The organism is Siminovitchia acidinfaciens (assembly GCF_003605385.1).
GTDB classification, from domain to species: Bacteria; Bacillota; Bacilli; order Bacillales; family Bacillaceae_C; genus Siminovitchia; species Siminovitchia acidinfaciens.
Window position 1 is genome coordinate 671,995 of the sequence record NZ_QYTV02000001.1, and the last position, 13,107, is coordinate 685,101.

Below are 13,107 nucleotides of genomic sequence, written 5' to 3' on the forward strand. Positions count from 1 at the left end.
TATGCTTATATTATCAAGGAAAAAAGGCGAAGCCATCCAAATCGGACCGGACATTGAAATTTCCATCACAGCCATTCAGGGGGATCAGGTCAAAATCGGCATCAATGCACCCAAAAACGTTGAAGTTCACCGCAAAGAAGTTTGGGTGGAAATCCAAAACGAAAATACGGCTGCACTAAAAGGGGTGTCCGATCTCTCAAGCATCCTGAAAAACGCGAAAAAACATTAAAACACTATTAAAATATATCCTCCTCATGCCGATATAAACATTGAAGGCGAAAACCGGGCGGCCGACCGGTCACTTTGCCAACAATAAAGGTAAACCGCCCACAAGGATGTGAGCGGCACATTCAAGGAGGAAAAATTAAATGAGAATCAATCACAACATTGCGGCGTTGAATACGCATCGTCAGTTGAATGCAGCTACAACTGGACAAGCTAAATCTATGGAGAAATTAGCTTCAGGTCTTCGTATTAATAAAGCTGGTGACGATGCTGCAGGTCTTGCAATTTCCGAAAAAATGCGCGGACAAATTCGTGGGTTGGATATGGCATCAAAAAACTCTCAAGATGCAATTTCTCTAATTCAGACAGCTGAAGGTGCGTTAAATGAAACTCATTCCATCCTTCAACGTATGCGTGAACTTGCTGTTCAATCTTCAAACGATACAAATACAGCAGAAGATCGTAAGAACATTCAAGATGAAGTAAAACAACTTGGTGAAGAGATTGAAAGAATTGGTAACCAAACAGAATTTAATACGAAAAAATTAATCAATGGCGATTTGGGTACAGGAGTTAGTGCTGCAACTACTCATGCAGTTACAGGTTCATTGGAAGCAACAATGGCAGATGGCATAGCGTTAAGTGGACTTCTTGATGCAAATGGAAATAATCTACAATTAGCTGTTGGAGATACATTCACAATGACTTGGTCAGTTAATGGTACGCAACATTCAGCTACACACACAATTGTTGCTTTAACTGAAACTCTTAAAGATGTAACTGATAAAATTGCAGCGGATGCGTCAGTAGCATCAGTAGCAACTACTGCAGGGAAAATGGTTGTTACTTCCGCTACCGCTGGGACTGCTGGTCAAATAAATGGTTTATCTATCCAAGTAACTAGTCAAGATGGAACAAGAAAAGAAGCTGCATCAAATGCATTGTCTAACTTCGCAACTACAACAGAAGCAAAAGATAAACGTGCAGATGGTAGTGCTGATTTCCAAATTGGTGCAAATCAAGGACAAACTCTTAACCTATCAATTAATGATATGAGAGCAAGTACTTTGGGAGTAAGAGAATTACAAGTTGGAACAAAGTCTCAAGCGGGTACGGCAATTAAAGTTTTAGATCAAGCCATTCAAACAGTATCTGCTGAGCGTTCAAAACTTGGTGCTAACCAAAACCGCTTAGAACACACAATCAACAACTTGAACACATCTTCTGAAAACTTAACTGCAGCTGAGTCTCGTATCCGTGACGTTGACATGGCGAAAGAAATGATGGAGCAAACTAAAAACTCTATCCTATCTCAAGCTGCTCAAGCAATGTTGGCTCAAGCTAACCAACAACCACAAGGAGTTTTACAACTTCTTCGTTAATATTAAATATTATTGAGGCTCTAGTTTCTACTAGGGCCTCTTTTCCATTGGGGGAAAGGAACTTATGGGTATTTATGATATCTTATCCAATTTGGCTGAAACTTACGAGAAACTAGAAGAAGGGTTCTACTCTTATGGTGATTATCCAGCACCGGAGAAATTAATTAGAAATGACCCATATATATCAATAAGTACATTTAATGGACTAATTGATATAATTATGGAACTGGATGAATTCCTAGGTGGCTCACGTGTAACAAGAGAAATTATTGAATTGATAGAAGAGGATTCTGCAATTTCAAATCTAGTAAACTTTGATGAACAAGACCATGCTTCGGAAAGAATAAATCAAGATATTGAGGCATATGATGAAAACTTAGGACCTACTCAAGAGAATGCCTCTCAGCAAGCACATGAAATAAAATCAGAATTATTGGATGTTGCAATGGAGGATATTAGGCGCTTAATGGAAGAGATATTACCGTCTTTAATCCGATAAGTTTTAAAGCTGTTTATTATAAGGACTAAAGATAGGATTCGGAAAGTGCACTCCCTCGAATTTTGTCATAACAAGCGGTTAGGAAACACCGGGTGAAGATATAGTCTAATAACTAAGGTGATGCAACTTCTTCGTTAATTTCAAGGGGGGCACTAGCTTTGCTAGGGCCTCTTTTTACATATAGGGGTCATGACGAAGAATGAAAATATAGCAAATTGTCCTAGAAGCTTATAAAATAAAGAGGTTAGAGTCTCAGTTTGAAGAAGGGAAAACCTTTTTGAAAAATAAAATGGCTGCTGTAAGTGAAGAATTGCTGGCAATGGTCAAGCAAATAGAAGATTCTGTTGAAGAGCTAAGCTCAAATATTCACAAAGTCAGTTTGACTACTTTGGAAAGCAACGATCAGGCGGTATTGGCAAATTAATACACGAGTGAAGGCAAACATAAATTGGATGAACTGCTTCAAAAGAACAATTTTATGGAGATTCTTTCTAGGAAAATGATAGATAATATACACCAATTAGGTGAGTCATCCAATCAGATTTCCAGCGTCATCCACATTGTCCAAGACATTGCAGAGCAGACGAACATATTGGCTTTGAACTCTGCCGTCGAGGCGGCGCGTGCCGGTGAACATGGCAGAGGATTTGTGGTTCTACTGGAAGAGGTCCGAAGGCTCGCTGAACAAAGAAAAGCTCCATAGACGAAATACATAATCTAATTTCCACGTCCGACATATACAAGCAGCAGGTCAAAGAGTCATTGGAGCAGGTGGAAGATGCTGTGCAGTCCAGCATTTCGACTTCAGTACATTCCCATGAGTCTTTTCAGCAAATTGTGCAATCCATTCAACAAAATGGAGCGACCGTATTGAAGGTTCAGGAACAGATGAATAAGCTGATACAAGTGGTGGATGAAATTGAAAAAAGCCACCTCGATTGCCGCTTCGGCATCTGCGGAGCAGTTGAACGAAGCGGCAATCAAGGTGTAGACATTTGATATGGAAGCTTAAAGAGTAGGAGTATGGAAAATTCATGTGTCTACTTTTTTATTTGATTGTCTGATATGCCCTTTTCTTAAACATTTTTCCGGCTATTACATATACCAAAGATTGCATGGGAGTGATCAAGTGAAAGAGTATCAAAAACTGTATAAGTATCTGCCCTATTTTGAAAATCTGAACAACGGGGAGCCTACGGAAGGGAAACAGTCGTTTGTGCTTGAAGCTCATCCGTTTTATTACAATTATGCACAGGAGATGGAAGGTTTCGCAAAATGTGATTCTGAAATCGGGTTTGTCGATTATGAATAGCCTAAGACGCTCAGTGAGTATGGTGTAATAAATAGGGGAAATATGGAAAGTGCAATTTCATCTGCAGAAGAAAGACTATTAAAAGCTATTCTAACAAAGATGGTCAGGGATGAGAGGTTTACGGCGGATGCCTGGGCATCATAAAAAGGCTGTTTGAAAAAGTGTTGCGGAGAATGGGAGAATTATATGGATTTACGTCCTCAAGCTGATTAGAGAACAGGCATCTACTAAAGCTGTTTGAAAAATTATGCTCCCTTTGAACCATTCAGCCGTCTATAGGGAAAAGAAAGGAGAATTTATATGACAAAAGAGATTTGCCCTGAGTGCGGGGCTGGTTTGATTGAGGATGCTTCAGAGAAATTGATAGAAAGAGAGGATAGCACGGTGGAAATCGATGCGTATCCGGCTCTTGTCTGTAAATCAGGGTGCGGTCATACGGAGCCGATTAAGGAATATCCGAGAATCATTGGGCAGCAAGATAAAGACCAGCTGTTATTGCTTTATCCAAATGAACAGGGAAGAATTTTGGATCTGCGTGATAGGGTGCTTTATCCGCCGATTCACTATCTTTCGATTCTTGGACGCGGTTATTGGGAAGAATACAGCGGGATTCACGATGTCCATGCATTGCTTGAAGGGATATATGATCCGGAAGAATCTGCGACTGAGCCACCTAATCTATTTACCTATGCAACGAGTGAGCTGTCGCAGGATGCCTTTTTATGTTGGCTGCTATCTTGGAGTGAAAAGAAATACCAATCCATGGATCGCTTTTTACATAATGTGGCTGTTGAGTTTGTCTCCACCATTTTTGCTGTACATAACTTGGCAATTCCGGAAATTCGTTCATTAAAAATCATTCCGCAATTCAAGTCACTCGATATATTGGCGATAGTGAATAATCAATATGCAATTTTAATAGAAGATAAGACTTTTACGAAAAATCATTCCAATCAGTTATGCCGTTACCGAAATGCTGTGAAAAATGAATACCCCGATCTGATTCAACTTCCGATTTATTTTAAAATAGCTGACCAAAGTCATTACCGTTCTGTTGAATCTGCCGGATACATACCGTTTACGCGTAAAATGATGCTGAAGATTATGGATAAAGGCAAGGATATAAACAACGCGATCTTCCTTGATTATTACCGACATTTGCAGCGTTTGGACAAGAAGGTTTCATCATTTTGGGTTACACCTGTATCGGAGTGGAGTGCTTTCGCTTGGCAGGGTCTTTATCAGGAACTGCAAAAAGAAATTGGTGGCGATTGGGGATATGTGTCTAATCCTCGGGGAGGATTTTGGGGATTTTGGTGGGGGCGAGACCGAAATGAAAAACATTATTACCAGCTGGAACAGCAAAAGCTATGTGTGAAAGTGGTCGCTGCAGATGATGAGGACAAGCGGGAGTTGCGATATCAAGTGATGGAGGAGATCCTGCTGAGATCGGATAAGGAGGGGCTTTCTTTGCAGAAACCAGCCAGGGTAATGAGCGGACGAACGATGACCGTTGCCGAAAGGCACGACTATATCTTGACGGACGCGGCAGGGTTTGTAGATATGGAATTGACGATTGCAGAATTGAAGAAACTTTAAAGAACCTAACAAACTGGTGCCATTGAAGCCGAGATGTATTTAGCTGAGTGGATATGGCATCTTAGAGCAATATTCCACCTTGTACAAAAATCAGTAATATAAAAAGGTGTACCAATTCTTGTGTCATAATAAAATGAAACACTTTATTTTTGTAAGCTTAATATAACGCTCTTGATAGCTGTACGCGAAATGGGATGTTATTCATATGGACCTAACAGAAAGCCGTATGGGATGCAGAAGCAGATAATAATAAAAAGCCAAGCTCCAAAAGGCTTGGCTTAATGAATATATATTTATGCAGTATCTAGATGCTTGATGTTTAGTTGCATTTGTTTGATGTTCCGAATCGTACGAAGCCTTCAAACATACCGACTAAGCTAGTAATGAAACTAATCTTCATTTAAACTACCTCTTTCATAATTGTGGTAACTTCATTATCAGTCCCATTCTTAAGAATCTATTTGCTTAGTTGCGTTTGTTGAGGACTCTTGCTGTTCTGACGCGTACGAAACCTTCGTACTTATTGACTAGGCTATTGATGAAAGTCTTCATTTAACCTACCCTCTTTCCTGTCTTATTAATTTTATTATCAGATTCTTCCTCATAATAAACAAACTCGGAAAGTTTGAAAGAAAACGGAAACAAGTACAATGAAAGCGAGTGTCATCGTTCATTTTCTCCTTAAATCTCACTATATCTCTTCTTTTCAGGGTATTGTCCTTAATACTTAATAATATATGGCGAATATTTGAACAACTCTGCAGAATGAAAGGGCGAAACCGTCCCGATTCCGGGGTTTGGTCCGCTTTATAATAGAAGCCGCGGCTTGTGGGATAAGCAAATTAATTTTCACGGCGAAATTTAATGGAAGCCCAAAGTTATTCCTGAACAATTATACAATTTCCAATTTTTACTAGCATCTTTATTAATGTTCCTAGGCACTTTATAATAGTTTCAAAGGGGGGTTAATGTGAAAAAGTTATTATCTATTATGCTTTTATTTTTATTAGTTTTAGCCGGCTGTTCTAGTGAAGGTAAAAGTGCCAACACCAATGAAAGTGGTTCAGGAACAGAGGAAGTCTCTGAAGCGACGGATACAGAAACAACTGACGTTGAGCAAGCGGAAGAGGCGCCAGATGTGGAAGAGACTCCACAAGTCAAGATGATTCAAAGTATCCAAGAATTGATTGAAGAAGGCTCTGCTTTTGATGCCGGTTCATACATAAAAGGTGATATTCCTAAAGGGGAGTATGCTTTCACTACTTTTGACGGGAGCGGCCAGTATTATTCCGAAGAAGATAGTGCAGGCAATATCATTGATAATGAAAACTTTGACAGTTTCGGATATGTAAATGTTCACGAAGCAGGAAATATTAAAACTTCAGGTGTATTGGTCAAAGTAGATGCGTTAGAAAAATTGGGTGTTTCAGGGGCTAAAGAGCTGTATGAAATAGTCAATGATCAGGAAGATTATACGGAAGCGGGTTACTACAAGATCGGCGCCGATCTGAAGCCTGGCGAGTACGTTATTGAAAGTTTCGGGGAAGGCTATGTCGCTATTATGACAGGACCAGTCGGAAACAGTGAAATTGTCGATAACGAAATTTTTAACGGCAAGTACAGTATTAACGCCAGTGATGGACAATATTTAAAGATTTCAAGAGGTACCTTGGTAAAATAAACTTAAGGCCTGAAACCTGGTTTCAGGCTTTTTTTTGCATTTGGAAAAAGAAGTTGTCCTCATGTCGTGAGAGCCTATTTTAAATTTTAAACGCCGCAGTATTGTTCCCTGCCGATTTTTTCTCCTTTGAACAGCTTTATTAACCGTAAATGTAATAAAGTCACAACTCACATTAGTCAATCAAACTATATGCTCCACTTAAATATGGACATTCAACATTTTTCCTATCTTCCTAATCTCCATATCTACATAATTTTTGCTATAATCATACCCGACCAGGGCGATCACTGTACCGGAATCATCGAAAATCGGTGCGAAACAAGTTTTCCATATACCGTAATCATCCTTGTACAGGTTAGTTACTTCGACTTTTCCGTTCATAGCAGCAGTAGCAGATTTTATCGCGTCAGGAGAGCTTTTATACAGCTGTCCGGGTTCTAATGGATAAGTATCATCAGCGACTAAATTGCGTAATGTTGAATCATTGATATATTCAAAAAGATACACATATTCTATGGAGCCTTCTTGTTCCTTAAGGTTGGAGAGTCTTTTTTTCAATGCTTGGTATGCTTTACTATTCGGTAATAGATCATTTTTTAACTGGATGATTTTATCCGGTTGAATGGCTGCTGCTGTTACAATAGCCGTGGAGCGTAGCTGCTTGTTAAGCTGCTCTTCCAATATTTTTCTTTTGTTGGTAGGAGATAAGTTGGCATTATCCAGCTTTTCACGAATCTTTTTGTATTTTCGGCTCATGGTCGGCTGGGTGAGACCCAATACTTTTGCTGCAAGGTTTACTGATTTAAATTGTTCCATGGACATGGTGATTAATTGTTCTTCCACTAAATCAATGGCTTCTTGAAGCGGCATAATGTGCTCTATTATCGGGGTAGCTTTCACCGCGTCTTTTTTCCACGGAATCATGTGACGGATGGAGGCAGCATTCAGTTTATTTTTAACAGCTGTAACTACAATTCTTTCAATGAGATTTTCCAGCTGCCGAACATTGCCCGGCCAATGGTAAATGGAAAGCAGATCAATGGCTTCTTTTGTAAGGCGTATTTTTCTTCCATATAACTCATTGTATTTTTGAACAAAATGCGTGACTAATGAAGGAATCTCTTCAACTCTTTCTTTTAATGAAGGAATTTCAATGGGTACGACATTTAAGCGATAGTAGAGGTCCTCTCTAAATTTCCCCTCTTTTACCATCTTCTCTAGTTCTTGATTGGTAGCAGCTATGAATTGAATATCAAGTGGAATCGATTGCGAGCTCCCAAGAGGAGTGACTTCCCTTTCCTGAAGGACTCGTAAAAGTTTTACCTGCAAAGTAAGAGGCATTTCTCCAATTTCATCCAGGAAAAGGACACCGTGGTTGGCAAGCTCAAATTTTCCAGGCATCCCTTCTTTTTTTGCTCCGCTGAAGGCTCCTTCTACATAGCCAAACAACTCACTCTCTAACAAGTTTTCAGGAATGGCACCGCAGTTCACTGCAACAAAAGGTTGATCTTTTCGGAGACCCAACTCATGAATGGCTCTGGCGATCATTTCTTTTCCGACCCCGGATTCTCCCAGAAGCAGAACTGTGGATGGATACTTTGAGACCATCTGAATCGTTTGGTATACTTCTAACATTTTTTTGCTCTTTATGATCAACGGGAAAGAAAGTTTAGTTGCTTTCGACACATCTCCTCCAGACTGAATCTCAGTTTTTAAAGTATCCGTCACTTTCGTCAATCCCCAGGCAAATCCAGCCATCCCTTCTTTTTTCAAAGGATAGGCCGTGACCAGGATCTCCATATTGTTCCATGCAGTCAAAAGGGCAGATGACTCTTCTTTATTAATCAATGTTTTCAAAACGGCATCTCCTGTAAAAAAACGTTCTTCCAATTCAAGGAGCGATGTTCCGATCAATCCGTCCTGCTGCGTATCCCATAGACCTTCAATCTGTCCTGCACTACTTTTTATAACGCAGATTTCGTCTGTAATGAATACTTCATCGTAAATGGATAAAAGCATTGTCTGATAAGCGAAAATAGTGCTTTCATGATCCATTTCCTGAATAGTAGGCATGTTGTTCACTTCCTTTTGTGGTGATGGAATCAATCCATTTTCGGATCGAATATTCAAAAAAGTATATTTTTAATAGTGGAAATCCCGAGATTACTGGGTTTATAGTTTGGCACGGGATTTGCAAATTAGTTAAGTAACTGCAATCAAAAGAGGTACTTCGTAGCTAATGGCATCATTTGATTGAAGTCAGGGTTAAAAACCCTAATTGTAAGCGGTTTAGAAAAACAATACATTTGAAAAAAATGAAAGGGGAGATTGGAATATGGCACAAGCCGTAACCGCCGTAAAATTACATGCTAAATCTTATATTAACGGAAAATGGGTCGAAGGAGAAGGGGAGACAGTAGAAGTCATCAGCCCCATTGATGGAAGTGTGATCGGAACATTCAAAGCTTGTTCAAAAGAGCAGGTGGATGAAGCAGTCAAAGGAGCGAAAGAAGCGCAGAAAAAATGGGCTGCCCTTCCAGTACTGGATCGCCTGGATATTATCAATCGTGCGATCGAGCTGTGGGATGAAAGAGGCGAAGAGATGGCGCAACTGATCAGTAAGGAAATGGGCAAAACCATTCGTGAAGCCCGCGAAGAGATTTACGACATGTTATTGCCGATTTCTAAAAATGTAGAGGGAGACGTGTTGAGATTCCGGGGGGAAACATTGCCAAGCACAGCCGACAGAAGCAACAGTAAAAAAATCATGACGACTTTTGTTCCGATTGGGGTCATTGGCGTCATCACTCCATGGAATTTCCCAGTTTCGATTTCCAGTGAAGTTCTTCCTCATGCATTGGCCATGGGAAACGCGACTGTTTATAAGCCATCTGAAAAAACTCCATTTAGTACAGAACTGTGGGTAAGGCTTTGGGAAGAGGCCGGTGTTCCAAAAGGTGTACTGAATATGGTTCATGGCTTGGCGGAAGTGGGAAGCTCAGTGGTTGAACATGATGATGTCGGAGCTATTTCTTTTACAGGAAGTACGGCTGTCGGTGAAAAAATTGCTAAAGCAGCCGGCTTAAAAAAGCATTTGTTTGAACTGGGCGGAAGCGACCCAATGATCATCATGGATGATGCGAACATTGAAGAAGCAGTGAAAAGTGCTATCATCGGCTGCTTTTATAATGCAGGCCAAGTATGTACTTGTACGGAAAGAGTTTTGGTACACGAAGACGTACATGACGAATTCGTCAGCAAGCTGGCTGCAGAAGTAAGAAAAATCCGCGTCGGCAATCCTCTGGATGAAGAGTCTGATATGGGACCGCTATCCAGCCAGGCAGTTTTAAATAAAATTAACGCACATGTTCAGGATGCGGTTGAAAAAGGGGCAGAAATTGTTTGCGGAGGCACACACGAGGATCTCTATTACCAGCCGACAATTTTGACGGGTGTAACGCCTGAAATGGAAGTCGGTTCCGAAGAAACATTTGGACCTGTAGCGCCGATCATCAAATTCTCTACTCGGGAAGAAGCGGTAGAAATTGCCAATGATACAAAGTATGGTTTGACTGCCTCAGTTTTCACATCCGGATTGGAGAATGCATGGTACCTTTCCGACCATATTCAAAGCGGGATGGTTTATATCAATGAAGATACGAACTATTGGGAACTTCTTGCTCCATTCGGAGGCGTAAAGAAGAGTGGAAACGGCGGAAGAGTGCTTGGCAAATATGCTGTTGAAGGAGTATGTGAGATTAAGCAGGTTGTGATGGAACCTACAAAAGTGAAAAAGTAAGATTTTATGGTTCGGAGAAGTTTGAATAAAAAAACTTTTAAAAAAGATGCTGAGGAGGAATTATAATGGTTACAAGTATAGTAGTACAAGAGACAAAAAAGACATATGTAGATTTCACAAAAGCTCTGGAAGACGGCATGCAGGTGTACCCTGGAGAGCCGGAAGTTAATATCGAGTACCGTCAGACAGGACAATATGCAACAGTAGCTCTATCCATGAGCAGCCACTCCGGAACAAGTATTGACACACCGAAGCATATTATTCCTGACGGAAAGACATTGGATGAATATCCGTTCGATACATGGAACAGCCATGGTGTGATCATCTCTTTTGCAGAATTTGGCAGAAGAGATGTTGTGGAACCAGTAGATTTTGAAAAAGTGACGGCTGAGATCAGAGACCAGCTGCCTGGAAGCTTTGTTTTTATCCATACTGGCTGGGACAGACATTGGGGCGAAGATGAGTATTTCAACCATCCTTATATCAGCAAAGCATCATGCGACTGGCTCGTGGAGCAGGGTGTAGCTTTGGTCGGAATTGATGCTCCAAATGTAGACGCTTCCTGGAACAATGAGGACATTGCCCATACAACACTTTTGGAAAATGATGTGATTGTGGTTGAAAACGTGTATGATTTAAACTCTGTTATGTCTGCTGGACAGGCTTACCAAGAGTTGGATGATGCATGGGTGGTTCCATTGAAGGTGGCTAAATCCGACGGTGCTCCTGCAAGAGTATTTGCTTCATTAAAAAAATAAACTTACCAGATAAATAGGCTGTCTCATTAAATAAGGGGGCAGCCTTTATAAATCCGGGGGAGGTATTTGAGTGAAAATCAACCATAATGTAATCTTCGTAATGATTTTAGCAGCCATGGTGACCTTAGTCGTACATCCCACTCCTTTTGGCTGGGCAAACCGTATAGATCCTTGGGTATTTGGAGTCCCCTTTGTGATGTTTTGGGTCCTATTGATTTGCACTCTCATGTGTGGAGTGATGATCGTCTGGTACTTTGTTGATTTGAAAAAAGGAAATATAGATATCGATATTGAACCTGCTACAGAAGAAGAAATGAACAGCTGGAATCCAAAGGGGGGAAATTAAATGTCCATATTGATGATTGTGGCCTTTTTTGCTATTACCATTATAATAAACCGAAAAAACTTCGGAGTAAAAAACTTTGAAGATTATGCAACCTCCAGCGGAAGCTTTGGTACGTTTGCTGTGGCATTGGCTATATTCGCCACCTGGTATACAGGAGCGGTTTATGTTATTTGGGCTGATTTTACGGTTGTATACGGTTTTATCGGGACGTATGTTCTTGTATATACCTCTATCATGCTCGTGTTCATGTATCTGGCCAGCGAAAAGACCTATTTGTGGGGAAGGAAATATGGGATCAAGACTCAGGCCGAATTGATGGACCTCCGGTATCGAAGCAAGTGGCTCCGCTTAATCATGGGGCTAACTGGCATCGCTTTCATTGCGCCGTGGCTGTTATTGGAGTGGGTAGCGCAAGGTTACGTATTTTATTACGCTACTGGTGGAGCGGTAGAGCCAGTTTGGGGAATGATTCTCGGTGCTATTGTTGTACTGATTTATGTAACCACTGGTGGTATGCGTTCAGTGATCACGGCGAACCTGCTGCAAGGCTCATATATGTTTTTTATTGGAACTGCCCTGATGTTTTATTTGATTTATCTGTTCTTCGATAGCTTTGGCGGGGCGATGAGCACGATTCAAACTGTTTCTCCTGAAGCGTTGACATACCCTGGGCCGGGATTGGAAGTACCAAACACATACTGGGCTTCAATCATTCTTTCCAGTGGCATGGGTGCGCTCTTATTCCCGTTTGTATTTAATAAAATCTTGGTGGCAGACAGTATTCGTTCAGTGAAAAAATCCACTTTGATTGCACCCATTTTGAGTATTATTTTCTGGGCAGCATTTGTTTTCTTGGGACAAGCTTTGCATACGATTGACTTTGCAAGAGAAAATCCGCTTGATTCCTATATGTGGCTTGCGAAAGAGGCCGGACCGTTGCCGTTGGCTCTCATGAGTACGCTTGTCGTGGCAGCGAGTGTTTCAACTGTTGCAGGGATTATCCAGGCGATTGCCAGCTGTGTTTCCACAGATGTCGCGGAAGTATTTAACCGAAAAATCACTGACCGTCAATCTTTGAAAGTGGCAAGAATTTCTGTAGTAGTCATCTCTTTGATTACCTTGTATTTTGCTACAGGAAACCAAGAACAATTAGTTTATCTTGGTCTTCTTTGTTATCAAGGTATCTTGGTTCTTTTCCCAGCCGTCATGCTTGGACTGTTTTGGAAGCGTGCCAATAAGCAAGGGGCTCTTACTTCCATTATCATCGGTGTTCCGATCTCCATGTATTTAACGATTACGCAGCCAGCCTGGATGGTCGAATCTGGATGGACCGGCGGAATGTACGCAATGGTTGTCTGCTCTGCGATTATGATTATATTCGGGTTCCTCAAACCTGCTGATGCTCATGTGGAAAAACTTTGGAAAGACATTGAAGATGCAAAAGCACGATCGAAAGCAAAGAAAGAAATTCCTGAAACCAGCATTAAACAAAGTTATACTGGTTAA

At 40.8% G+C, this 13,107-nt stretch carries 14 protein-coding genes; 13 read left to right on the forward strand and 1 reads right to left on the reverse strand.

Features of this window, described 5'->3' with window-relative positions:
* Position 1 precedes the first annotated feature (1 nt).
* The 9 genes from csrA to D4T97_RS03110 all read left to right on the forward strand — a co-directional run bounded on the left by csrA (position 2) and on the right by D4T97_RS03110 (position 6,698).
* Entirely contained in the window at positions 2 to 229 is a 228-nt protein-coding gene (gene csrA, locus D4T97_RS03080; RefSeq protein ID WP_126047522.1) for a carbon storage regulator CsrA, read from the forward strand.
* Between the two features lie 139 nt (positions 230 to 368).
* A complete protein-coding gene (locus D4T97_RS03085; RefSeq protein WP_126047524.1) occupies positions 369 to 1,607 on the forward strand; it encodes a flagellin N-terminal helical domain-containing protein in 1,239 nt (412 codons plus the stop codon).
* A 64-nt stretch (positions 1,608 to 1,671) separates the two neighbouring features.
* Positions 1,672 to 2,106, forward strand: coding sequence for a hypothetical protein (locus D4T97_RS03090; RefSeq protein WP_126047526.1), 435 nt, complete (start codon positions 1,672 to 1,674; stop codon positions 2,104 to 2,106).
* Between the two features lie 277 nt (positions 2,107 to 2,383).
* The gene (locus D4T97_RS20380) at positions 2,384 to 2,530 is read left to right on the forward strand and encodes a hypothetical protein (RefSeq protein WP_164525448.1); all 147 of its coding nucleotides are present in this window, start codon (positions 2,384 to 2,386) and stop codon (positions 2,528 to 2,530) included.
* A 75-nt stretch (positions 2,531 to 2,605) separates the two neighbouring features.
* Positions 2,606 to 2,809, forward strand: a complete 204-nt coding sequence (locus tag D4T97_RS20385; RefSeq protein WP_328588750.1) for a methyl-accepting chemotaxis protein — start codon at positions 2,606 to 2,608, stop codon at positions 2,807 to 2,809.
* Positions 2,810 to 2,868: 59 nt separating this feature from the next.
* Positions 2,869 to 3,105 carry a hypothetical protein gene (locus tag D4T97_RS20390; protein ID WP_164525449.1) on the forward strand — a complete coding sequence of 79 codons (237 nt, stop codon included), beginning with the start codon at positions 2,869 to 2,871 and terminating at the stop codon, positions 3,103 to 3,105.
* A gap of 130 nt (positions 3,106 to 3,235) precedes the next feature.
* Positions 3,236 to 3,418 (forward strand): hypothetical protein, encoded by a 183-nt coding sequence (locus D4T97_RS03100; RefSeq protein WP_126047528.1) that lies wholly within the window; start codon positions 3,236 to 3,238, stop codon positions 3,416 to 3,418.
* 300 nt (positions 3,419 to 3,718) lie between these two features.
* Positions 3,719 to 5,017, forward strand: coding sequence for a PD-(D/E)XK nuclease family protein (locus tag D4T97_RS03105; protein WP_126047529.1), 1,299 nt, complete (start codon positions 3,719 to 3,721; stop codon positions 5,015 to 5,017).
* 970 nt (positions 5,018 to 5,987) lie between these two features.
* The gene (locus D4T97_RS03110) at positions 5,988 to 6,698 is read left to right on the forward strand and encodes a hypothetical protein (protein ID WP_126047531.1); all 711 of its coding nucleotides are present in this window, start codon (positions 5,988 to 5,990) and stop codon (positions 6,696 to 6,698) included.
* Between the two features lie 198 nt (positions 6,699 to 6,896).
* On the opposite strand, the gene D4T97_RS03115 is transcribed toward D4T97_RS03110, so the two are convergent.
* A complete protein-coding gene (locus D4T97_RS03115) occupies positions 6,897 to 8,771 on the reverse strand; it encodes a sigma 54-interacting transcriptional regulator (RefSeq protein WP_126047533.1) in 1,875 nt (624 codons plus the stop codon).
* Between the two features lie 262 nt (positions 8,772 to 9,033).
* On the opposite strand from D4T97_RS03115, the gene D4T97_RS03120 reads away from it, so the two are divergent.
* The 4 genes from D4T97_RS03120 to D4T97_RS03135 all read left to right on the forward strand — a co-directional run bounded on the left by D4T97_RS03120 (position 9,034) and on the right by D4T97_RS03135 (position 13,107).
* Positions 9,034 to 10,497, forward strand: coding sequence for an aldehyde dehydrogenase family protein (locus D4T97_RS03120; protein ID WP_126047535.1), 1,464 nt, complete (start codon positions 9,034 to 9,036; stop codon positions 10,495 to 10,497).
* A gap of 65 nt (positions 10,498 to 10,562) precedes the next feature.
* Positions 10,563 to 11,255 carry a cyclase family protein gene (locus D4T97_RS03125; protein WP_126047537.1) on the forward strand — a complete coding sequence of 231 codons (693 nt, stop codon included), beginning with the start codon at positions 10,563 to 10,565 and terminating at the stop codon, positions 11,253 to 11,255.
* Positions 11,256 to 11,325: 70 nt separating this feature from the next.
* Positions 11,326 to 11,601 (forward strand): hypothetical protein, encoded by a 276-nt coding sequence (locus tag D4T97_RS03130; protein WP_126047539.1) that lies wholly within the window; start codon positions 11,326 to 11,328, stop codon positions 11,599 to 11,601.
* Positions 11,602 to 13,107 carry a sodium:solute symporter family protein gene (locus D4T97_RS03135; protein WP_126047541.1) on the forward strand — a complete coding sequence of 502 codons (1,506 nt, stop codon included), beginning with the start codon at positions 11,602 to 11,604 and terminating at the stop codon, positions 13,105 to 13,107. It begins immediately after the preceding gene.

Bases quoted from the DNA above. Each gene is read 5' to 3' on its own strand.
- csrA (WP_126047522.1), top strand. From the start codon at position 2: ATGCTTATATTATCAAGGAAAAAAGGCGAAGCCATCCAAATCGGACCG.
- D4T97_RS03085 (WP_126047524.1), top strand. From the start codon at position 369: ATGAGAATCAATCACAACATTGCGGCGTTGAATACGCATCGTCAGTTG.
- D4T97_RS03090 (WP_126047526.1), top strand. From the start codon at position 1,672: ATGGGTATTTATGATATCTTATCCAATTTGGCTGAAACTTACGAGAAA.
- D4T97_RS20385 (WP_328588750.1), top strand. From the start codon at position 2,606: ATGATAGATAATATACACCAATTAGGTGAGTCATCCAATCAGATTTCC.
- D4T97_RS03105 (WP_126047529.1), top strand. From the start codon at position 3,719: ATGACAAAAGAGATTTGCCCTGAGTGCGGGGCTGGTTTGATTGAGGAT.
- D4T97_RS03115 (WP_126047533.1), bottom strand. From the start codon at position 8,771: ATGCCTACTATTCAGGAAATGGATCATGAAAGCACTATTTTCGCTTAT.
- D4T97_RS03120 (WP_126047535.1), top strand. From the start codon at position 9,034: ATGGCACAAGCCGTAACCGCCGTAAAATTACATGCTAAATCTTATATT.
- D4T97_RS03125 (WP_126047537.1), top strand. From the start codon at position 10,563: ATGGTTACAAGTATAGTAGTACAAGAGACAAAAAAGACATATGTAGAT.
- D4T97_RS03135 (WP_126047541.1), top strand. From the start codon at position 11,602: ATGTCCATATTGATGATTGTGGCCTTTTTTGCTATTACCATTATAATA.